Source organism: Sinorhizobium kostiense, assembly GCF_017874595.1.
Lineage (GTDB): Bacteria > Pseudomonadota > Alphaproteobacteria > Rhizobiales > Rhizobiaceae > Sinorhizobium > Sinorhizobium kostiense.
Window position 1 is genome coordinate 1,075,178 of sequence record NZ_JAGILA010000002.1, and the last position, 20,215, is coordinate 1,095,392.

Consider the following 20,215-nt stretch of genomic DNA (forward strand, 5'->3'; position numbering starts at 1 on the left):
AAAAGAGGCTGACCAGCTGGGTCGCCCACAGGAGGTTGAGGAAAGATGCCGGCTACCGACAAGTCCGATCGCGCAATGACGAGCGTAACCGCCCAGGAAGCGCTCGACTTCCATTCCCAGGGCCGCCCCGGAAAGCTGGAGATTTCCCCGACGAAACCGATGGCGACCCAGCGCGACCTGTCGCTCGCCTATTCGCCCGGCGTCGCCGTGCCCGTCAAAGCGATCGCCGAGGATCCGCAGACGGCTTACGACTACACCGCCCGCGGCAACATGGTTGCTGTGATTTCGAACGGCACGGCAATCCTCGGCCTCGGCAATCTCGGCGCGCTCGCCTCGAAGCCGGTGATGGAAGGCAAATCCGTCCTCTTCAAGCGTTTCGCCGACGTCGATTCGATCGACCTCGAGGTCGACACGGAGAGTGTCGATGAATTCGTCAATTGCGTGCGCTTCCTCGGCCCCTCCTTCGGCGGCATCAATCTCGAAGACATCAAAGCGCCGGACTGCTTCATCATCGAGCAGCGGCTGCGCGAGGTCATGGACATTCCCGTCTTTCACGACGACCAGCACGGCACCGCTATCATCGCCGCCGCTGGACTGATCAATGCGCTGACGCTGACGGGCCGTGACTTCAAGACGACCAGGCTCGTCTGCAATGGCGCTGGCGCTGCCGCGATCGCCTGCATCGAGCTCATCAAGGCGATGGGTTTCAATCCGGACAACATCATCCTTTGCGATACGAAGGGGGTGATCTACAAGGGCCGCACCGACGGGATGAACCAATGGAAGTCGGCGCACGCGATCGAGACCGACCTGCGGACGCTGGTCGATGCCGTCGAAGGCGCCGACGTGTTTTTCGGTCTCTCGGCCAAGGGCGCGCTTTCATCCGATATGGTGCGGTCGATGGCGCCAAGGCCGATCATCTTCGCAATGGCCAATCCGGATCCGGAAATCACCCCGGAAGAAGTCGCCGAGATCCGCGACGACGCGATCGTGGCGACCGGACGCTCCGACTATCCCAACCAGGTCAACAACGTCCTGGGCTTCCCCTACATCTTCCGCGGCGCCCTGGACGTGCGCGCCTCGACCATCAACGACGCGATGAAGATCGCCGCGGCCGAGGCACTTGCAAGCCTTGCCAAGGAGGATGTGCCGGACGATGTCGCTGCAGCCTACCAAGGCAACCGGCCGCGTTTCGGACCGCATTACATCATTCCGGTGCCCTTTGACCCCCGCCTGATCTCGGCCATTCCGATCGCCGTTGCGAAGGCTGCCATGGAGACTGGCGTCGCCCGCAAGCCGATCACCGATCTTGCCGCGTACGGACGGCAGCTTTCCGCCCGCCGCGATCCGATCGCCTCGACGCTTCAGCGAATCTATGAGCGCGTCCGGCGCCAGCCTAAGCGGATCGTCTTTGCCGAAGGCGAGGAGGTGCAGATGATGCGCTCGGCCGTCGCCTATGCAAACCAGCAGCTCGGCACCGCCATCCTGCTCGGACGTGAAGAGCAGATGCGCGAAACCGCCGAGCGGGAAGGCATCGACCTCAACCGCCCCGGCATTCAGATCGTCAATGCACGCCTTTCCAAGCGGGTCGGCGCCTATACCGACTATCTTTATGCACGACTGCAGCGCAGGGGCTATCTCTTCCGGGATGTGCAGCGGCTGATCAACAACGACCGCAACCATTTCGCCGCTTCGATGGTGGCGCTCGGGGATGCCGACGGCATGGTCACCGGGCTGACGCGCAACTATTCGACGGCGCTCGAAGACGTACGCCGCTGCATCGACGCCAAGCCCGGGCACCGCGTGATCGGCGTCTCGATCGCGCTCTGCCGCGGCCGCACGGTGCTCGTCGCCGACACCGCCGTGCACGACATGCCGACGGCCGAGGAGCTTGCGGACATCGCCGAGGAAGCCGCCGGACTTGCCAAGCGGCTGGGCTACATGCCGCGTGTCGCCCTGCTCGCCTATTCGACCTTCGGCCACCCCTCCGGCGAGCGATCGGAGCGGGTCCGGGAAGCGGTCAAGATCCTCGACCGGCGCCGCGTCGATTTCGAATATGACGGCGAGATGGCCGCCGACGTCGCGCTTAACGCACGGGTGATGGAGCAATATCCGTTCTGCCGCCTCTCCGGCACCGCCAATGTGCTGGTGATGCCGGCCTTCCACTCGGCCTCCATCTCCACCAAGATGCTCCAGGAACTCGGCGGCTCGATGGTGATAGGCCCGCTGCTCGTCGGACTCGACAAGTCGGTACAGATCGCCTCCATGTCGGCAAAGGATTCGGACATCGTCAACATGGCGGCCATCGCAGCCTACAACGCCGGGACGTGAGCTACTGTTTGCTTCGTTGACGCGAAAATCAGCAAAGAAGCGTGCCTCTTTGAAACAACTTCGGTGGAATCCGAACGCGCGACTGACAATCGTACAGTAATGGCACACGATCTACATACAAAATAAGAGCCCACCGCCGTCGAAACGGGGGTGGGCTCAATACGGTGTGGTGGATCCGCTTCTACGTTATGAAAAAACGAGGGAATTTTTCGCGACATCGGCCCCCTCAAGCCGAGTCTGCGAATTTCCCTTCTGTTCTACACTTTCGCGTAATGAAAATCAGACCCAACCACGGCAAGGAACTTGTCTCTTTCGAACGTCAGAGTCAAATACATCCTTAACAACTGGTTAATACTACAGAACCGCGCGTCTTATCAATGCGCAATGATCGCTGTATCACTTTTGAAGTGCTGCAGCCTTGCTTCAGGATGAGAAACGACCTGCGTCAGCGCCGTAATAATTGATGTAACGGCCCGAGATATTGCTGATCGGAAGGACGATCAGGACATCCGTCGTGCGGAAAGCGTGATCTACGACCGCGCCCTCGCCGACCATGGCGCCCAACCGCATATAGCCCTTGATGAGCGGCGGCAGGGCGGCCAGCGCCTTCTTCGGATTGATCGCCTCGGAAGGCATCAGGTCCATCGTCCGATAAAGCTCCGGTTGCGCCGCAACCGCCCAGTCGCCCCGGGCGAGGAGATTGTGGTGCAAGAAGGAGAGCGCCAAGGCATGCTCCTCGGGGACGACGCCCGGGAACGAGCCGCAGCCGAACATGGCGTCGACGCCGTACATCAGCGCATAGGCCCAATTGCCCTGCCAGAGCAGTTCGACTGTCCGCTTGGTGCGGTATTCCGGCAGGACGCAGGAGCGGCCGAGCTCCATGAACCGCTTGCCCGGATGGCGCGCGATGAGCGGGTCGATCGCGAATTCCGATGTCGAATAGAAGCCGCCGGCCCGCTCGGCTACCTCCTGGCGAAGCAGGCGATATGTACCGACGATCTGCTCTTCTGGATCGCCCTCGATCGAGGTGTCGAGAACGAGCAAGTGATCGCAGACGGAATCCCACCTATCCGCGTCACGCCGGCGCCGATGTGCCTCGGGCGCCACCTGCGCCTTCATCTCCTCGACGAAAACCTTGTAGCGGACCGCCTGTGCCGCGTCGACCTCCGCCGCAGAGCGCGCAAGCCGCGTCTCAAGGCTGCCGATGCGGCCGAGTGCGCCCGCCGTGGGTGCCGCCTTGCGGAGGCAAGCCTGCGAAGTGTCGACCACGTTCGTCGAATCCAGAAGTTCGGTCGTCATGCCGTGTCATCCCGAATCGTCAGCATCTGTCGGGCTTAAAACACGTTTTTGCTACAAGATAGTGACACGCAGACGGCGTGCAAGCAGCGAGTCTCGTCGAACCGCATTCATGCGATGCGCTTTAGATTTGCGCATGCCGTTGTCCCAAAACCGCTCCGCACTTTTGGGCGACATCATGTTTGCGCATGTCGTTGCCCCAAAACCGCTTCGCACTTTTGGGCGACATGCATGTTTTACGCATGTCGTTGCCCCAAAACCGCTTCGCACTTTTGGGCGACATGCATGTTTTACGCATGTCGTTGTCCCAAAACCGCTTCGCACTTTTGGGCGACATGCATTATGAGATAAGCCGTGAGATCTTGGCGAGGAGTTGGTCCGGCTCGGCCGGCTTGGTCAGCACGGCGTCGGCGCCCGCTGCGACGAGTTCGTCGCGGACATCCTTGCGGCCATCGGACGTCAGAACGATTACGGGGAGTTGACGGAGGCGCCCGCGCGCCCCCTCCCCACGCAGGCGCCGTAGCATGGCAAGGCCGTCGCCTCCCGGCATATGGAGATCCGTGACGACGAGTAGCGGCGGGGCGCACTCCGCTTCGTGCAGCGCGGCGTCGAGGGCGGCGAAGTCGGCCACATGCGTCACGGCATGGCCCTTACGCTCAAGAAGCGTCTGCAGGATCAGCGCATTCACCGCGTCGTCCTCGGCCAGGATCACGCGACCCGCACCGGTTGGGGCCGCGGACATCGGCGGCGCGTCGCGGAGCACCGGCCTGTTGTCACTGATCGCGTCGCGATTTTCGATGCCTCTCAGCCGCCCGAGCAGCACCTCCACCAGGGACCTTTCGCGCAAGGGCCGGATCAGCCAGGCTGCGTAGCCGTCCATCCTGTGCACAGGATGGCTGCTGCGCTCCTCCGGATTGATGAGATAGGTCCGGCGCAGCCTCAGGCGCTCGATCGCCGGCTCGATGAACAGGAGCCTTTGGAACTGGCCCGCATGGCGATGGTCGACGATGATGTCCGTCAGAGTCAGTCTGCCGACGAGCACATCGGCGAGGATGCTCCTGGCCTCGTCAAGTGTCGATGCCCGGTAGCACGAGCCGCCGAGCGTCTCGATCGTCGAGGCGAGCGCCAGCGAGGCCGGGCCCTCGGGCGCCATGACGAGCACGCGCGCGTCCGCCAAAGTGCCGCATCGGCCAGGCGACGGGGCGGCATCGCCCGGGATCGGAAAACGCACCACGAAGCGACTCCCCTTTCCGGCAGCGCTCGATGCCGTCAGGCTGCCGCCGAACGTTTCCAGGATCCGACGCGAGATGGCCAGACCAAGGCCCGTGCCTTTGGCACGCTGTGCGCCGTCGCCGGCCTGCTCGAATTCCTCGAACACGCGCTCCACCTCTTCGGGGGACATTCCCGGACCGCTGTCGTCGATCCGGATGCGCACCGTACCTTCGATAATATCTGCGGAGACGAGAACGCCACCGGTTTCGGTGAATTTGACGGCATTGCCGATGACGTTGAACAGCACCTGCCGCAATCTTGCCGCGTCGAAGACCATTGAGCCGGGCACGCTCGCTGCGACAGTCGCGCCAATTTCGATCCCCTTCTCATGCGCCCGGTGCGACAGAAGTTCCACCACGTTCTCTATGACGAGGCGAAGATCCTGGCGCGTTGGATGCAACTGAAACCGTCCGGCAGAAAGAGACGAAAAGTCGATCAGGTCTTCGACCAGTTGAACCAGCGCATGTCCGGACTGCTGCATATCGGCGAGGTAATTCCGCTGCTCGGCGGAAAGCTCCGTCTGGCCGAGCAGGTGGCTCATACCGAGGATGCCGGAAAGAGGCGTGCGAATCTCGTGCGTCACCGTGGCAAGCAGTCTCGACTTCGCCTGGCTCGCCTCTTCGGCGCGGCGGCGCGCCTCTTCCCTTTCGCGCGCGGCTCGCGCCTCCTCGGTGACGTCACGAGCGATGCTGTGGCGCACCAGGCGGCCGCTGCCAGACTCGCGGACAATGACGTCGTGCCAGTCGTAAAAACGCTCTCCCGCCGCCGTCATTAATCGTGCGAGATAGTGGTCGGGCTCGAGCCTCGGCTCGAGGGCCAGGCCGAGGGAAGCGCAGGTGAGACCCTTCACTTCCGTACGGGCCAAGACCCGGTGGAAAACGGCGTTGGCCTGAATGATCCTGCCGTCGAGGTGCCGGACGATCGCGATGTCGCCGAGTGCATCATGTATGGTCGATAGCAACGCGGAGGTCTCCGACCCACCCCGCCTGGCCATGTCATCTCCCCCCGCCACTTCCCAATGGTTCTCGCCATCACCGGAGAGCAGCAGAAAGGCGCCGGAAAGACCGCCGATGGCGGCGACAGCAGGCAACAGATGGAGATTGGCGCTAAGCCCTACGGCAAGGACGACAAGGGCGGCCAGAGCGCCCGCGCAGGCTGAGAGGATGCGCAGGATTGACCGCGCACTGCCATGCCCGGTCGGGGCCCGGTTCGGCTGTTCAAGTCGTGAAGGCTTGCTCATGATTTCAACCTAGCATGGCAAGCCTTCCGAATGCCTTCAGCGGACCTCTAAAGTTTTAGCGAACGGCCCCGTTTCGACTGCAGCAGTTCGTCGAGAATGATTGCGCCGGCGCCTATGGTAATGAAGCTATCGGCAAGGTTGAAGACGGCAAAAGACCACGTTTCCGTATGGAACAGGACATAGTCGATGACGTAACCGAAGAGCAGCCGGTCGACCAAATTACCGAGCGCTCCGGCGATGATCATCGCATAGCCGAGATGGGCGAAGAACCGGTCCTTCGGCGTGCGGCGCCAAAGCCAGAGCACGAAGGCGACGACGGCAAGCCGCATGCTGACGATGAACCAGCCCTCCATGCCGGACAGCATGGAAAAGGCAACGCCGTAATTATGGGTGCGGTAGAGCGCGAGCATCGGTATGACGGGCACCGCCTGCTGAAAGGGCAGAAGGGCCTCGACGAGGTATTTTATGAACTGGTCGGCGGCGATCGCGACGACGATGAAGAGCGCGATTGGCAAGGGCCGGGAAAACAGGGTCTGACGCATGCTCATCAACCCGCATCCAGTGCTAGCAGGTGGCGGCGCGCCTCGAAGAGCATGATGCCGGTGGCAATGGCGAGATTGAGCGAATCCGCCCGCCCTGCCTGTGGTATCCGGGCGAGCGCACCGGCCTCGCGGGCAAGCTCCACCGGCAGACCGGCCTGCTCGTTACCCATCAGAAGCACCACCGGCTTCGAGCGGTAGTCGATGGTGCGGTAATCGACCGAGCCCGCGAGGTGCGTCGCCACGACCCGCACGCCCGCCGACTTCTGCCAGTGGATGAAATCCTCGGCGCTTGCCCGCACGATCGGCATGGCAAAGACGGAGCCCATCGTTGCCCGCACCGTCTCGAGCGAAAAGGGGTCTGTGGTATCGCCGACCAGGATTACGCCGGAGGCGCCTGCAGCATCGGCGGTGCGGATGATCGTGCCGAGATTGCCGGGGTCGCGCACGCGGTCGAGCGCCACATAGGTCTCGCCTTCCTGCGGGTGAATGTCCTTGAGCGCGCGGTAGCGCTGTTCGAAGATCCCGACCACCATCTGCGGATTGTCGCGCCGGGTGATCGTGGAGATCACCTTTTCACTGACCTCGAGGACGAGTCCGCCCTTCGCCACCGTCCTCGCCGCAATCTGTTCGACCTGCGGCTTACCCTTCGCGGCCTTCGCGTAGACGAGCGTCCTGATCTTCCAGCCGAGATCGAGCGCGTCGATCACCAGCTTCAGCCCTTCCGCCATGAAGGAATGCGTCTCGTCGCGATGCTTCTTCTGTGATAGTGCGCGGATTTCCTTGATGATCGGATTGGCGAGGCTGGTGACCTCCTTCACCTGACCGACCCGCGACAGGCCGTGATCGCTTCTCTCTGTGTTCATTTGGGTACCCAGCGGCTGAAGAGCGAAGTGGAGAGCGCCCTTCCGGGGCTTGAACCGTCGAGCCCGCCCTCGCGGATGATGAGCTCGCCCGATTCCACCCGGCCGCCCCGGCCGCGCATCGTCTCGCGCATCAATTCATGGATGGAATAGAAACTGGCGCGTATGGAATAGGCCGTCAGTACCAGGCCGCGCGCCTCAGGCGCAAGGATCTCGCGGCAGGTGTCCAGCATGGCCGACAAGTGATCGAAGAGCTGCCAAACCTCGCCGTTGGGGCCGCGGCCAAATTTGGGAGGATCGGTCAAGATGATGTCGTAACGGCTGCCGCGCCGCTCCTCGCGTTGGATGAATTTCATCGCGTCGTCGCAGATCCAGCGGATCGGCAGCTTCTCGGCGCGAGACACGACCTGGTTCTCCCGCGCCCAGCCGATCGCCTTCTTGGAGGCGTCGACATGAGTTACCTCAGCGCCCGCCTTGGCGGCGATCAATGAAGCGACGCCGGTATAGCCAAAGAGATTGAGGACCTTCAGCGGCCGGCCGGCCGCCGCCACCTGGTCCCGCATCCAAGACCAATGGGCAAGCTGCTCCGGAAACACGCCGACATGCCGGAACGAGGTGAAACGGCCGAGGAAATCGGTGTCGAGAAGCTGCATCGGCCAGGTTTCGCCGAGCACCTCGCCGGGAAAGCGCCAGCGGCCAATGCCGTCCTCGTCGGTGTCGCCGGTGAAAATCGCATCGGCCTTGTCCCATACCGCCGCCGACAGTGTCTTCGGCCAGAGCGCCTGCGCTTCGGGCCGGACGATGCGATAGGGGCCGTATTGCTCGAGCTTCTCGCCACCGCCGCTGTCGATCAGGTGGTAACCGGCAGCAGCCGTCGTCTCAAGGATGAGCGGCACCGTTTCGGCGGGCTTCTCACCACTTCTCAGCTTCAGAGGGCGCGCCGGCGCCGCCTCCTGTGCAGGAAGGCGCGGCGTCTTTTCCGGCTTCGCCGTTGGTGGCGGGCCGCTTTTCCCTCGCCCAATGCTTTTTTCCGGCCGCTGCCATTGCTCCTGACGACCGCCGCGCGCCTCCGCCCCCCGGCCCTTTGCCGCGGTGACCGAGGCATTCTTCGATCGCCGATCCTTTTCCTTCACGCGCTTAACCTTGAACTTCGTTCAAATCATTTCCGGGCCAGCCGACTGCTTTCCGGCGCGACAGCCTCGATGCCGTGCAATAGCACCGCGAATGCATTTGGCAAAGCCGTTTCCGATTTGCGAATATCGCCGCGAGCGGGAAGAGCTACAGCATGTCTCCTTAAGGACAAAGACATGCAGCAATTCAAAGGCGACAGCGACCATTGCGCGTCCGACAAGACGCACGGCCTGAAGAATGCGCAATCGCGCCTGGACCCTGGAACAAGACGGGAGGAGATGCTCATGGAGATGGAAGGGGAGGAACGCATCGCGGCCCGCCGCGACGCCGTGTGGCAATGCCTGAACGACCCGGAGATCCTCAAGCAGTGCATTCCGGGCTGCCAGTCGCTCGAAGCGAAATCGGCGACGGAACTCGCCGCCGTCGTCAAGGTCAAGATCGGGCCCGTTTCGGCGACTTTCAACGGCAATGTCATCCTCTCCAATCTGAGCCCGCCCGACAGCTACACGATCTCCGGCGAGGGAAAAGGCGGCATCGCCGGTTTTGCAAAAGGACGCGCGGACGTGGCGCTTGAAGAGGAGAACGACGAGACGGTGCTGCGCTACGCCGTCAAGGCGGAGGTCGGCGGAAAAATCGCGCAACTTGGCTCGCGCCTCATCGACTCGACGGCGCGGAAGCTTGCGCAGCAATTCTTTGCGAACTTCAACCTGGCGGTCAGCGGCGAGGCGGAAGCGGCAAGCTGAATGACCACAGCAGAGGCAGGGCCGTCAGCTCAATTCTGCGGTTCAGGGAGGCTGTTCCGCTGCGCGAGTCTTTGAACCTCGCCGCGCTGCTTTTCGGCCTCTCGATGCCATTTCAATGCCTCATTGGCCTCGTTGCGCGCACGGCGACGATGTCTTCCCTGGGCAAACCAGGTGACGCCGGCGCCGAGGACCAGCCCAACGATCACGGCGAGGAACAGGAAGACGAAAAAGGGAGCCGATACGGAAAGCACGCTGTCGGCCGGATCGAACGGATTGAGCGCCAGGGTCGCTGTCTGGCGGTTAGCGACGCTCAGAATGATGAGGATGACGCCCAAGGGAACGAACACGAGGATATTGATTATTCGTTTAAGCATTCACCCGCTCCGGTTCGATCCCAACATTAGGCGGGAATACGCGCTCAATCTTCGTCCTTGCCGTTCATCCCGGGGTTGAGCCGCTCGCGCAGTTCCTTGCCGGTCTTGAAAAAGGGCACCCATTTCTCCTCGACGAAAACCGCATCGCCCGTGCGCGGGTTGCGACCTGAACGCGAAGGCCTGTTCTTGACCGAGAAAGCGCCGAAGCCGCGCAACTCGACACGGTTACCGGCGGCAAGCGCATCGGTGATCTCGTCGAGAACCGCATTGACGATATTCTCCACGTCGCGGTGGTAGAGATGTGGATTGCGCGCGGCCACAATCTGCACCAGTTCTGACTTGATCACTGTCGCCCCCTTTGGTCTTTTGCTTGATCTGCCTGGTTGGTGACGTCCCGTAGCATGACGACGGCCTGCATCCGGGCAGTCACACAGGCCAGTAAATTTCGCCTTCCTTATTGGCCTTCAACCTGCCAAACCGAGACAAGACCGTCAAGAAACAACTTCTCTCCGCCCAATTTTTCGAGCCCGTTGATCGCCGGAAAAGCCTCATATCCCAACAGCTTGAGTCCATCGGCGACAAGTCCGGAGAGCCCAAAGGACAAGGCGCCGCGCTGCGCCTTCCAATCGATAACGGGGAGGCCCTTGGGCACCTTGCGCTCGGCGAGGAAGGCTCTGATCTCATCATCGCCACCAATCTCGTCGACGAGCCGGCTTGCGAGTGCCTGCCGCCCCGTGAAGATGCGTCCGTCGGCGAGCGCGAGCGCCTGCGGTCGCGGCAGCTTGCGCCGCTCGGCCACAAGGTCGACGAACCAGTCATAGCTGTCGTTGATCATCGCCTGGATCATCGCCCGCGCTTCTTCGCTCGGCGGATGGAATGGAGACGGCTCGGCCTTCAGCGGCCGCGATTTGATCGATTCGAGCGACACGCCGATCTTTTCCATCAGATCCTTGATTTGCGGGTACTGAAAAATGACGCCGATCGAACCGGTGATCGACGTCTCGCCGGCGACGATGCGATCGCCGGCAAGCGCGATCATGTAACCGGCCGAGGCGGCGAGCGTTCTGACATCCGCGACCACCGGCTTATTGGCGGCGACCTTGCGGATGGCCCTGTAAACAACCTCGCCGCCATAGGTCGTGCCGCCCGGCGAAGAGATCGTTACGATCAGCGCCTTGGCGGATGTGCTGGCGGCGATCGTCTCCAGCCGCTCGACGAGTTCCCTGTCGTCCTGGATGATGCCGGAGACGGTAATGCGCGCGATGTGGTCGCGGGTGCGGCCCGTCGCCTCGCCCAAACCCGAATAGGCAAACAGCGCGAAGCCGGCAAGAACAAGGATCACGGCGGTCGCCCAGCGCCAGAAGCTCAGCTTCCGGCGCAGGCGGCGGCGATCGGCGATGGCGTGTTCGTCCATGGTTATCTCCGAATTTGTCGGCGGGGTTCTGTCAGTTTCCGAGGGAACATGCTATCTGCGCGAACCGTGGCAGGCTAGATGGTGGCGGCTCGACGGCGGTTGAAGCCGCAAGCCGCACTTCGCCCCCTCAAGTTTTTTCCTCTCCATTGCCGGATCGCAACAAAATAACCATATTCGCCCTGACTTACGCCATTGAATTGAAATGCGGGTGTCTCGGAATTGCCGACGCCCGACGGATCTTGACAGGCCCTTCATGCTGAACGAAGCGGGACTTCCCGGAATCCTTACCGATTCGGGCGCAAGCTCGGCCGATGCCTATGCCTCGGCTGCGCGGCATTCGGCACGCGTCAGACGGTTGAAAATCGTCCTGCCGCTCGTGGCCGGCGCCATCGCCCTGATTTTCCTGGCGGTTTCGTTCGTGCGCGCCTTCCTGCCCGAAGAATTGGAACTCGAGACCGCGACGATCGAAGACGGCAAGATCGTCATGCAGAATCCGGCGATCTCCGGCCGCAACAAGCAGAATATCAGCTATTCGATGAAGGCCCAGCGCGCGCTTCAGGACATCGAGAACCCGGACCTGATCACGCTTGAGAAGATTCATGCGGAGATGCCGGTCAACGACACGCTGATTGCCACCGTGAATGCGGTAAGCGGGATTTACGACCGGGGCGCGAACACGCTCGACATGAACGCGCCGTTCACGATTTCCATGAATAATGGCGTCTATGCCGATTTCCAGTCGGCGTATCTGGACATAAATGCAGGCGAGATGGAAACGAGACAGCCGATAGCCATCAGCATGAACGGCGGATCGATCATTGCGCAGAAGCTGAGAATGACAGATAAGGGACGTATTGTAACTTTTGAGGGCATGGTACGGGTCAACGTCGAACCCAGCGCCATCCGCAAGAACGCAAAAAAATAGGACCTGGTGCTCCCATGTCGGTGAGATCTCCCGTTTTCTTCAAGCTCGCAGTCGGCGTGACTGCCGCCGCAATCGGCGCGCTGGCGATCGCTTCTGGCGCTTCGGCGCAGGCCACGTCCAGCCGCATGCAAGGCATGCAACTTTCAAACGACAAGCCGATCCAGATCGAAAGCGACAAGCTGGAGATCAAGGATCCGGAAAGCAAGGCGATCTTCACCGGCAATGTGAAGGTCGTTCAGGGTACGACGACGCTGCAGGCGGGCAGCATGACGGTTTTCTACAAGACGAGCGAGGGCGCCACGATCACGAGCGGCGATGCCGATATCGATCGGATCGAGGTTAGCGATCGGGTTTTCCTGAGCTCCGGCACACAAAAGGCGACGGGCGACAGCGGCTCCGTAAACCTGACGACGCAGAAGCTGGTGCTGAAAGGCGACCGGGTGGTGTTGTCCGAGGGCAACAACGTCTTCGTCGGCTGCCAGCTTAACGTGCAGATGAACACGGGCGAGGCGCAACTCGAGGCCTGCGGTGGCCGCGTGCAGATCCAGCTCGACCCGCAATCCCGCAAGCAGAATTGACACAAGAATCGCTCGTGCAGTTTCCCTTCCTTCACAAACGCAAACGGGTCAAAAAGCCGTCGGCGGCCGCCGCAGCTGTGCGCTCCGTCGATAAGGCGCGCTACGAGGGCACGTTGATCGCGCGCGGGCTGACGAAGTCCTATCGGTCGCGTCGCGTCGTCAACGGCGTATCGCTTGTCGTGCGCCGCGGCGAGGCGGTCGGACTGCTCGGTCCCAACGGCGCGGGCAAGACAACCTGCTTCTATATGATCACCGGGCTGGTACCCGTCGACGAGGGCTCGATAGAGATCAACGGCAACGATGTCACGACCATGCCGATGTATCGACGGGCGCGCCTCGGCGTCGGCTACCTGCCGCAGGAGGCCTCCATCTTCCGCGGATTGACTGTCGAGGAGAACATCCGGGCGGTGCTCGAGGTCCACGACAACGACGGCGACCGCCGTGAGGACAAGCTCAACGAACTGCTTGGCGAATTTTCGATCACCCACTTGCGCAAATCGCCGGCTATTGCCCTTTCCGGCGGCGAAAGGCGGCGACTGGAAATCGCCCGCGCGCTCGCAACCGACCCGACCTTCATGCTGCTCGACGAACCCTTTGCCGGCGTCGACCCGATTTCGGTCGCCGACATTCAGGCCCTGGTGCGGCATCTGACGTCACGCGGTATCGGCGTCCTGATCACCGACCACAACGTACGAGAAACTCTCGGGCTGATCGACCGGGCCTATATCATTCATGCCGGCGAAGTGCTGACTCATGGGCGGGCCAACGATATCGTCACCAATCCGGATGTACGTAGGCTCTATCTCGGCGACAACTTCAGCCTTTAGCGATCCCTGATAGAGATTCGCGCCGCCGCTCAGTCGGCGCTTGACCAAATCCAAGTAATAAGCAATTTTTGGGCCAACTGATAATGGCCTGTCCAAAAGAAGACGTGGCCGCGGAAATTTGACGGGAGCATCGCGTCAGCATGGCCTTGTCCGCCAGCCTTCACCTGCGCCAGTCACAGTCGCTGGTCATGACGCCGCAACTGATGCAGTCTATCCAGCTGCTGCAGATGACCCATCTGGAGCTGACACAGTTCATTGCACAGGAAGTCGAAAAAAATCCGCTGCTCGAGTTTCAGAACGGCGATGAGCCTATCAGTGACCGCGACCGCGGCCACGACGAGGCGATTCCGCTTGCCGCCGACCCGGCGGAGCAGCCCGCCGGTCACGGAGATGTTTACGACAGCGCCACATCTTCCTCCGGCGAGAGGCTCAGCGTTGAACTCGACGCCGATTTCGCCAATGTTTTTCCGGACGATACCGTGCCGCAGCGCGCGGACGCTCCGGAATTGCTCGGCCAATGGAAATCGATGCCGGGCGCAGGTGGCAGCGAGGATGGCGAGGGATACGAACTCGACGATTTCGTCGCCGGCCGCAAGACCCTGCGGGAAACGCTCGTCGAGCAGCTTCCCTTCGCGCTCGCCGCGCCTAGAGACCGGTTGATCGCCCAGCACCTGATCGACCAGCTCGACGAGGCTGGGTATCTGCACGCGGACCTCGAGGAAACAGCGACAGGACTTGGCGCCTCCACCGGGGACGTTGCGCGGGTGCTTCTCGTGCTGCAACAGTTCGACCCTCCAGGCGTTTTCGCGCGTTCGCTCGGCGAATGCCTGGCCATCCAATTGCGGGCTCGCAATCGGCTCGACCCGGCAATGGAAGCGCTCGTCGCCAATCTGGAACTCCTTGCGCGGCGCGATTTTGTCAGTCTCAAAAAGATCTGCGGTGTCGATGAAGAGGATCTCGTCGACATGCTCGCTGAAATCCGCAAGCTCGATCCGAAACCGGGCACGAGCTTCGAGACATCGGTCACCGAGGCAATCATTCCCGACGTCGTCGTGCGCACCGCACCCAACGGTGGCTGGCTGGTCGAACTCAATCCCGATGCGCTGCCGCGTGTTCTCGTCAATCATCAATATTTCGCCGAGATCTCACGCGGCAGCCAGAAGAACAGCACCGATCAGGCCTTTCTGAGCGAATGCCTGCAGAATGCCAATTGGCTGACACGTAGCCTCGACCAGCGCGCCCGGACGATCATGAAGGTGGCGAGCGAGATCGTGCGGCAACAGGACGCCTTCCTGCTGCATGGTGTCGGTCATCTGCGGCCCTTGAACCTCAGAATCATTGCTGACGCGATCAAGATGCATGAATCGACGGTGAGCCGCGTCACCTCGAACAAATACATGCTGACGCCGCGTGGACTTTTCGAGCTGAAGTACTTCTTTACGGTCTCGATCGGCTCTGCGGAGAACGGCGACGCCCATTCGGCAGAGTCCGTGCGTCATCGCATCCGCACGATGATCGCCCAGGAAACGGCCGATGGCGTGCTTTCTGACGACGACATCGTCGACGTGCTCAAAGAGGGTGGCATCGAGATTGCGCGCCGTACCGTCGCGAAATACCGAGAGGCGATGAACATCCCGTCCTCCGTCCAGCGGCGACGCGAAAAGCGCGCTCTGGCCAAGGCTTCCGCCGTCTGATCGTCTACGGGCGCAAAGCGTTTTTTCAGACGTGCGAGCCGGTCGAATCTGCGCCCGCACGCGGAACCGCGAGGACCCCGCCGCCGTTTACTTGGCGGCTCATGATTGACTCTGCGCGACACAGCAGATATGAGGCCGCCGCAATTTCCGGCGCATGGAGACTGCGCTCCGGCGGCACCCGCGCGAGAGCCTTGCTGAAATGCTTGGATGACGGAAGCGCTTGGAATAAACTGGATACGCAAGTCACGAACGAGAGAGGAAACTCCATGAGTGTGCGTGTGTCCGGTAAACACATGGAAATCGGCGATTCGTTTCGCTCGCGCATCGGCGAGCAGATTCGGCAAGCCGTCACCAAATATTTCGACGGAGGATATTCGAGCCAGGTCACTGTGGAAAAGTCCGGGTCGCGCTTCAGCGCCGACTGCAAGCTTCATCTCGATACGGGCGTGATATTGCAGGCGAACGGCCAGGCAAACGAGCCACAGGCAGCCTTCGACGCGGCATCGGAGCGGATCGAGAAACGGCTCCGGCGCTACAAACGCAAGCTCAAGGACCATCACAACGGCAACGGCCAGAATGCCACCGAAGTGGCCTATCGGGTGATGGACTCGGTCCCCTTCGAGGACGAGGAAGTTCCCGATGATTACGCACCGACGATCGTTGCCGAGAGCACCAAACAGCTCAGAACGATGACCGTGGCCAATGCCGTGATGGCCCTCGACATGACGGACGAGCCTGTATTGATGTTCCGCAGCCCCGGCAAGGAGGACCTGAACATCGTCTATCGGCGCAACGATGGGAATATCGGCTGGATCGATGCCGCCAAAATCAAAGTATGAGCGGCTTTAAGGGAAAGCCGGAAAACCGGCCTTCCCGCCGCCGCGGCGGACAGACGGAAAAGAGTTACTTTTCTGTGAATGGGAGCCGTCAAAATAAAGAAGGTTAGAGCCATTACGGCATATTTGTGATGAAGTTGCCAGGCTCTAACCGGCAGACGAGGACAGAAGAATGGCATTGGCAGGCTTGCTGCATCAAGATGCGATCATCCCGGCCATGAGGGCCAACTCGAAAAAGCAACTCCTCCAGGAATTGGCGGCTAAAGCATCGAAACTCACCGGTCTGCCGGAACGCGAGATTTTCGACGTCATCCTTCAGAGGGAGCGGCTCGGCTCGACGGGCGTCGGCAACGGCATCGCCATCCCGCATGGAAAGCTCAGCAATCTCTCTTCGCTCGTCGGCATATTTGCGCGGCTGGAGACTCCGGTCGATTTCGAGGCGCTCGACGATCAGCCCGTCGATCTTGTCTTCCTCCTGCTTGCGCCCGAGGGCGCCGGCGCCGATCACCTGAAGGCACTGTCGCGGATTGCGCGGGTGCTGCGTGACCACGACATGGTGACGAGGATTCGCGCGAGCGATTCCGCAAGCGCGATCTATATGCTCCTCAACGAGGATACGACCTCGCACGCTGCCTAGGGCTTTTCCCGGTTGATTGAGACAATTCTGTCCTCGAGCGGAGCGGATGTATGCTCGGCTGCGCACGCCGTACCGTAGCCCCAGCCTACGTCCTACGCGCGCGTCTTCGGACTCGCAAAGAGTCGCTTAGGACGCTGTAAAGCGCGTTTTGGCGTGACAAGGCTGGGAAATTGAAAGCGCCGCGTATCGGAGACACGCGGCGCTTTCCTGTTGCCTTGCAGCTAGTCGCGTCAGCCCGCCGGCGTCTCGCTTTCGGTCGGAACCACTTTCGGTCCACCCTTGGCGACACCGACCATCGCCGGGCGCAGCACGCGCTCGCCGATCGTATAGCCGGCCTGCACCACCTGAACCACAGTGTTGTTAGGAACCTCGCTATTCGGCACTTCGAACATGGCCTGGTGGAAATTCGGATCGAATTTCTGGCCGGCGGGTTCGAGTTTCTTGACGCCGTGACGCTCTAGCGCCGCCAGCATGGACCGCTCGGTCATCTCGACGCCTTCGATCAGCGCCGCAAAGCCAGCATCGCCGGACTCCCGCGCCTCGGCGGGAATGGCCTCGAGGGCGCGGCGAAGATTGTCGGACACTGCGAGCATGTCGCGGGCAAAACCGGCAACGGCATAGGCTTTCGCGTCCCTGACGTCGCGCTCGGTACGCCGGCGCAGATTGTCCATCTCCGCGGCGAGGCGAAGATATCTGTCACGCAGTTCCGCATTCTCGGCCTTGGCGAGTTCCAGCGGATCTGGCGCGGCGGACGTTTCGGCTTCCGGCTTTTCCGGGGCGGCAGCCTTCACGTTCTCTTCCGGCACCGCGGCCTCAGGTCCGTTCTTGTTCGTTTCGTCGGTCATGACGTTCTCCGAATATCTTCCATTTCATGTTTCGGCATCATCAAACCAGCGGAGGTCGCTCTGCTTGAACCTTTTGTTGCCTGGATTCGACAGCCGATATCGAGGTTTGGGCCCGAAAAATCAAGGTCTGTCGATCAATAGGATTGCTCAGCGCGACAGCCGCGACATGAGCTGAGCGGTGTAGTCGACCATGGGGACGATCCGCGAATAGTTGAGCCGGGTCGGTCCGATGACACCGACCGCGCCGACGATGCGGTCGTCGTCGTCGCGATAGGGCGCGACGATCAGCGACGATCCGGAAAGCGAGAAGAGCTTGTTTTCCGAGCCGATAAAAATGCGAACGCCCGGACCGCTCTCGGCGAGGTTGAGGAGCTCGATGAGGCTGTCCTTCTTCTCGAGGTCGTCGAACAGCATGCGCAGCCGGTCGATGTCGTCGCTGCCTTCCAGCCCCTCGAGCAGATTGGCACGCCCGCGGACGATGAGGCGCGCAGGCTTGCCGTCACCCTCGCTGCCCGACCAGATCGCAAGCCCGCGTTCAACCAGATCCTGCGACAACGCGTCGAGTTCGCCGCGCACGGTTTCCTTGACCTTTTCAAGTTGTGCGCGCAGTTCTGCAATCGTCTGCCCGGCGAGGTGGGCGTTGACGAAATTGGCCGCTTCGGTGAGCTGCGCGCTTGTAATGCCCGCCGGCAGTTCGATGATCCTGTTCTCGACCTGATCGTGGTCCCCGACGAGGACGGCAAGGGCCTTGGTCGGCGCCAGGCGGATGAACTCGACATGCTTCAGCACCGGATCGCTCTTGGTCGTGATGACGAGACCGGCGCCGCGGGACATGCCCGAGAGCATCTGGCTTGCCTCGGCGAGAAGCGATTCGACCGATTGGTCCCGACCGGCGGCGGAGCGCACCTGCCGCTCGATCGACGCGCGCTCTTCCGGGGAAAGCTTGCCCACCTGCATGAAGGCGTCGACGAAGAAGCGCAGGCCCGTCTGGGTCGGCAGCCGCCCCGCGCTGACATGGGGCGAATAGATGAGGCCCAGATCCTCGAGATCGCTCATCACATTGCGAACGGAGGCTGGGGACAGCGACATGGGCAGGAGCCGCGAGAGATTGCGTGAACCAAGCGGCTCGCCGCTTTCGAGATAGGTCTCGACTATGCGGCGGAAGATCTCGCCGGAACGCTCGTCCAGCGTCGATGCGATCCCCTTCTTTTCAGGGTTGCGCAGTACCATGTCACTCCAAGCAAACAACCGTTCCTGTGGTTCCCGAATATAGTAAGCCGCAGGGGCAATGGCAAAAGGGAAAAATCACTCCCCCCACTATAGCGCCGCTCGCCTTTTCAAACGCTTTCAGACGCAAAGATCGCTGCAGCACTTCGAGCTGCTGCTTGCCCTATTCCTTGAATCGGTTCCGATTCAGGAAAACATGGCGCATCAACCGGTTCCTTTTATGGGCTGCATGATCTAGAAGGCTCAGCAGACAGATAGGAGTTGACGATGCGGCCATCCGGCAGACGAACCGACCAAATGCGCAAGGTTTCCTTCGAGCGCAATTTCTCCAAGCATGCGGAGGGCTCATGCTTCGTTCGCTTCGGCGACACACATGTCCTGTGCACGGCGAGCCTCGAAGACAAGGTTCCCGCCTGGCTGCGCAATGGCGGCAAGGGCTGGATCACTGCCGAATACGGCATGCTCCCGCGGGCAACCGGCGAGCGGATGAAGCGCGAGGCGGCAACGGGCAAGCAGAGCGGCCGCACGCAGGAGATCCAGCGGCTGATCGGCCGCTCTCTGCGCGCCGTGGTCGATCTGCAGGCTCTCGGCGAGCGCCAGATCTCGATCGACTGCGACGTCATCCAGGCGGATGGCGGCACTCGGACGGCTTCGATTACCGGCGCCTGGATCGCGCTTCACGACTGCCTGAAATGGATGGAAGCGCGCAACATGATCAAGGCGGAGAGGGTCCTGAAGGACCACGTCGCAGCGATTTCCTGCGGAATCTTCGCCAATCAACCTGTGATCGATCTCGATTATCTCGAGGACTCGGCGGCCGAAACCGATGCCAACTTCGTGATGACCGGCAGCGGCGGGCTGGTCGAAATCCAGGGAACGGCCGAGGGCAAGCCTTTCAGCGAGGAAGAATTCGCGACCCTGATGCGCCTTGCGAAAAACGGCATTGCCGAGCTCGTCGACTTGCAGAAGCAGGCGATCGCCGGCTAAAGCAATTCGAACGTGCGAGCGAGAGGATTGGACTTGGCCCCGGCGCTTGAAGGCATTCTCGAAACCGCGCTCTATGCGGAGGATCTCGACCAGGCCGAAGCCTTCTATGGCACCATTCTCGGCCTGGAGCGCATCACCCGCGTCGGCGTTCGCCATGTCTTCTTCCGCTGCGGCGACGGCGTGCTCCTGATCTTCAATCCGGTGGAGACCGTAAAACCACCGGCTCCGGGCGCTCTTCCCGTCCCGCCACACGGAACCACGGGCAAGGGCCACATGTGCTTCCGCGTCGAGGCCGCAGCACTCGACGCCTGGAAGGCGAAGCTCGAGGCCGCGGGTGTCATGATCGAGGCGGACATTCGCTGGCCGAACGGCGCCCGCTCCTTCTACTTCCGCGATCCGGCCGGAAATAGCCTCGAATTCGCGGAACCTGGCCTCTGGGCCAAGGATTGATCTGCG

Annotated in this window: 20 protein-coding genes; 10 read left to right on the forward strand and 10 right to left on the reverse strand. The window is 61.6% G+C overall.

Annotated features, from left to right (window positions below; all coding sequences use genetic code 11):
* The first annotated feature begins 45 nt into the window (after nucleotides 1-45).
* Entirely contained in the window at nucleotides 46-2,331 is a 2,286-nt protein-coding gene (locus J2Z31_RS11505) for an NADP-dependent malic enzyme (protein ID WP_209602012.1), read from the forward strand.
* A 423-nt stretch (nucleotides 2,332-2,754) separates the two neighbouring features.
* Here the strand turns inward: J2Z31_RS11505 and J2Z31_RS11510 are convergent, their stop codons facing one another.
* The 5 genes from J2Z31_RS11510 to J2Z31_RS11530 form a co-directional block, all read right to left on the reverse strand.
* A complete protein-coding gene (locus J2Z31_RS11510; protein ID WP_209602013.1) occupies nucleotides 2,755-3,630 on the reverse strand; it encodes a GNAT family N-acetyltransferase in 876 nt (291 codons plus the stop codon).
* Nucleotides 3,631-3,967: 337 nt separating this feature from the next.
* On the reverse strand, nucleotides 3,968-6,139 hold the full coding sequence (locus J2Z31_RS11515) for a hybrid sensor histidine kinase/response regulator (protein ID WP_209602014.1): 2,172 nt from the start codon (nucleotides 6,137-6,139) through the stop codon (nucleotides 3,968-3,970).
* 47 nt (nucleotides 6,140-6,186) lie between these two features.
* Complete coding sequence (gene lspA / locus J2Z31_RS11520; protein ID WP_209602015.1) at nucleotides 6,187-6,687, reverse strand: signal peptidase II; 501 nt, start codon at nucleotides 6,685-6,687, stop codon at nucleotides 6,187-6,189.
* On the reverse strand, nucleotides 6,687-7,544 hold the full coding sequence (locus J2Z31_RS11525) for a TrmH family RNA methyltransferase (protein WP_209602016.1): 858 nt from the start codon (nucleotides 7,542-7,544) through the stop codon (nucleotides 6,687-6,689). The genes lspA and J2Z31_RS11525 overlap by 1 nt, the downstream gene beginning before the upstream one ends.
* Nucleotides 7,541-8,674 (reverse strand): class I SAM-dependent methyltransferase, encoded by a 1,134-nt coding sequence (locus J2Z31_RS11530; protein WP_209602017.1) that lies wholly within the window; start codon nucleotides 8,672-8,674, stop codon nucleotides 7,541-7,543. Before J2Z31_RS11530 ends, J2Z31_RS11525 begins: the two co-directional genes overlap by 4 nt.
* 282 nt (nucleotides 8,675-8,956) lie before the next feature.
* Here J2Z31_RS11530 and J2Z31_RS11535 point away from each other — a divergent pair, with 282 nt between their 5' ends.
* Nucleotides 8,957-9,415 carry an SRPBCC family protein gene (locus J2Z31_RS11535; protein ID WP_209602300.1) on the forward strand — a complete coding sequence of 153 codons (459 nt, stop codon included), beginning with the start codon at nucleotides 8,957-8,959 and terminating at the stop codon, nucleotides 9,413-9,415.
* Nucleotides 9,416-9,444: 29 nt separating this feature from the next.
* Here J2Z31_RS11535 and J2Z31_RS11540 read toward each other — a convergent pair whose 3' ends face one another.
* The 3 genes from J2Z31_RS11540 to sppA all read right to left on the reverse strand — a co-directional run bounded on the left by J2Z31_RS11540 (nucleotide 9,445) and on the right by sppA (nucleotide 11,203).
* Nucleotides 9,445-9,789 carry a DUF1049 domain-containing protein gene (locus J2Z31_RS11540; protein ID WP_209602018.1) on the reverse strand — a complete coding sequence of 115 codons (345 nt, stop codon included), beginning with the start codon at nucleotides 9,787-9,789 and terminating at the stop codon, nucleotides 9,445-9,447.
* Nucleotides 9,790-9,833: 44 nt separating this feature from the next.
* On the reverse strand, nucleotides 9,834-10,136 hold the full coding sequence (locus tag J2Z31_RS11545; RefSeq protein WP_209602019.1) for an integration host factor subunit beta: 303 nt from the start codon (nucleotides 10,134-10,136) through the stop codon (nucleotides 9,834-9,836).
* Nucleotides 10,137-10,243: 107 nt separating this feature from the next.
* Nucleotides 10,244-11,203 (reverse strand): signal peptide peptidase SppA, encoded by a 960-nt coding sequence (sppA, locus tag J2Z31_RS11550; RefSeq protein WP_209602020.1) that lies wholly within the window; start codon nucleotides 11,201-11,203, stop codon nucleotides 10,244-10,246.
* A 253-nt stretch (nucleotides 11,204-11,456) separates the two neighbouring features.
* Here sppA and lptC point away from each other — a divergent pair, with 253 nt between their 5' ends.
* From lptC to ptsN, 6 genes are all read left to right on the forward strand, one after another.
* Nucleotides 11,457-12,128, forward strand: coding sequence for an LPS export ABC transporter periplasmic protein LptC (lptC, locus tag J2Z31_RS11555; protein WP_209602021.1), 672 nt, complete (start codon nucleotides 11,457-11,459; stop codon nucleotides 12,126-12,128).
* Between the two features lie 14 nt (nucleotides 12,129-12,142).
* A complete protein-coding gene (locus tag J2Z31_RS11560) occupies nucleotides 12,143-12,706 on the forward strand; it encodes an LptA/OstA family protein (protein WP_209602022.1) in 564 nt (187 codons plus the stop codon).
* Nucleotides 12,707-12,720: 14 nt separating this feature from the next.
* Nucleotides 12,721-13,533, forward strand: a complete 813-nt coding sequence (lptB, locus tag J2Z31_RS11565; RefSeq protein ID WP_209602023.1) for an LPS export ABC transporter ATP-binding protein — start codon at nucleotides 12,721-12,723, stop codon at nucleotides 13,531-13,533.
* Between the two features lie 140 nt (nucleotides 13,534-13,673).
* The gene (gene rpoN / locus J2Z31_RS11570) at nucleotides 13,674-15,227 is read left to right on the forward strand and encodes an RNA polymerase factor sigma-54 (RefSeq protein ID WP_209602024.1); all 1,554 of its coding nucleotides are present in this window, start codon (nucleotides 13,674-13,676) and stop codon (nucleotides 15,225-15,227) included.
* Nucleotides 15,228-15,493: 266 nt separating this feature from the next.
* The gene (gene hpf, locus J2Z31_RS11575; RefSeq protein WP_209602025.1) at nucleotides 15,494-16,066 is read left to right on the forward strand and encodes a ribosome hibernation-promoting factor, HPF/YfiA family; all 573 of its coding nucleotides are present in this window, start codon (nucleotides 15,494-15,496) and stop codon (nucleotides 16,064-16,066) included.
* A 169-nt stretch (nucleotides 16,067-16,235) separates the two neighbouring features.
* Nucleotides 16,236-16,700 carry a PTS IIA-like nitrogen regulatory protein PtsN gene (gene ptsN / locus J2Z31_RS11580; RefSeq protein WP_209602026.1) on the forward strand — a complete coding sequence of 155 codons (465 nt, stop codon included), beginning with the start codon at nucleotides 16,236-16,238 and terminating at the stop codon, nucleotides 16,698-16,700.
* A 230-nt stretch (nucleotides 16,701-16,930) separates the two neighbouring features.
* Here the strand turns inward: ptsN and grpE are convergent, their stop codons facing one another.
* Nucleotides 16,931-17,545, reverse strand: a complete 615-nt coding sequence (gene grpE, locus J2Z31_RS11585) for a nucleotide exchange factor GrpE (protein WP_209602027.1) — start codon at nucleotides 17,543-17,545, stop codon at nucleotides 16,931-16,933.
* Between the two features lie 147 nt (nucleotides 17,546-17,692).
* The gene (gene hrcA, locus J2Z31_RS11590) at nucleotides 17,693-18,775 is read right to left on the reverse strand and encodes a heat-inducible transcriptional repressor HrcA (protein ID WP_209602028.1); all 1,083 of its coding nucleotides are present in this window, start codon (nucleotides 18,773-18,775) and stop codon (nucleotides 17,693-17,695) included.
* Between the two features lie 264 nt (nucleotides 18,776-19,039).
* On the opposite strand from hrcA, the gene rph reads away from it, so the two are divergent.
* Nucleotides 19,040-19,759, forward strand: coding sequence for a ribonuclease PH (gene rph, locus J2Z31_RS11595; RefSeq protein WP_209602029.1), 720 nt, complete (start codon nucleotides 19,040-19,042; stop codon nucleotides 19,757-19,759).
* Between the two features lie 33 nt (nucleotides 19,760-19,792).
* Nucleotides 19,793-20,209: a VOC family protein gene (locus tag J2Z31_RS11600; protein ID WP_209602030.1), complete on the forward strand. Its 417-nt coding sequence runs from the start codon at nucleotides 19,793-19,795 to the stop codon at nucleotides 20,207-20,209.
* The last annotated feature ends 6 nt before the right edge of the window (nucleotides 20,210-20,215 follow it).

Coding starts and splice junctions, on each gene's coding strand:
- J2Z31_RS11560 (WP_209602022.1), top strand. CDS start 12,143: ATGTCGGTGAGATCTCCCGTTTTCTTCAAGCTCGCAGTCGGCGTGACT.
- lptC (WP_209602021.1), top strand. CDS start 11,457: ATGCTGAACGAAGCGGGACTTCCCGGAATCCTTACCGATTCGGGCGCA.
- J2Z31_RS11515 (WP_209602014.1), bottom strand. CDS start 6,139: ATGAGCAAGCCTTCACGACTTGAACAGCCGAACCGGGCCCCGACCGGG.
- J2Z31_RS11505 (WP_209602012.1), top strand. CDS start 46: ATGCCGGCTACCGACAAGTCCGATCGCGCAATGACGAGCGTAACCGCC.
- lspA (WP_209602015.1), bottom strand. CDS start 6,687: ATGAGCATGCGTCAGACCCTGTTTTCCCGGCCCTTGCCAATCGCGCTC.
- hrcA (WP_209602028.1), bottom strand. CDS start 18,775: ATGGTACTGCGCAACCCTGAAAAGAAGGGGATCGCATCGACGCTGGAC.
- J2Z31_RS11525 (WP_209602016.1), bottom strand. CDS start 7,544: ATGAACACAGAGAGAAGCGATCACGGCCTGTCGCGGGTCGGTCAGGTG.
- J2Z31_RS11540 (WP_209602018.1), bottom strand. CDS start 9,789: ATGCTTAAACGAATAATCAATATCCTCGTGTTCGTTCCCTTGGGCGTC.
- sppA (WP_209602020.1), bottom strand. CDS start 11,203: ATGGACGAACACGCCATCGCCGATCGCCGCCGCCTGCGCCGGAAGCTG.
- ptsN (WP_209602026.1), top strand. CDS start 16,236: ATGGCATTGGCAGGCTTGCTGCATCAAGATGCGATCATCCCGGCCATG.
- grpE (WP_209602027.1), bottom strand. CDS start 17,545: ATGACCGACGAAACGAACAAGAACGGACCTGAGGCCGCGGTGCCGGAA.
- hpf (WP_209602025.1), top strand. CDS start 15,494: ATGAGTGTGCGTGTGTCCGGTAAACACATGGAAATCGGCGATTCGTTT.
- J2Z31_RS11510 (WP_209602013.1), bottom strand. CDS start 3,630: ATGACGACCGAACTTCTGGATTCGACGAACGTGGTCGACACTTCGCAG.
- rph (WP_209602029.1), top strand. CDS start 19,040: ATGCGGCCATCCGGCAGACGAACCGACCAAATGCGCAAGGTTTCCTTC.
- J2Z31_RS11535 (WP_209602300.1), top strand. CDS start 8,957: ATGGAGATGGAAGGGGAGGAACGCATCGCGGCCCGCCGCGACGCCGTG.
- rpoN (WP_209602024.1), top strand. CDS start 13,674: ATGGCCTTGTCCGCCAGCCTTCACCTGCGCCAGTCACAGTCGCTGGTC.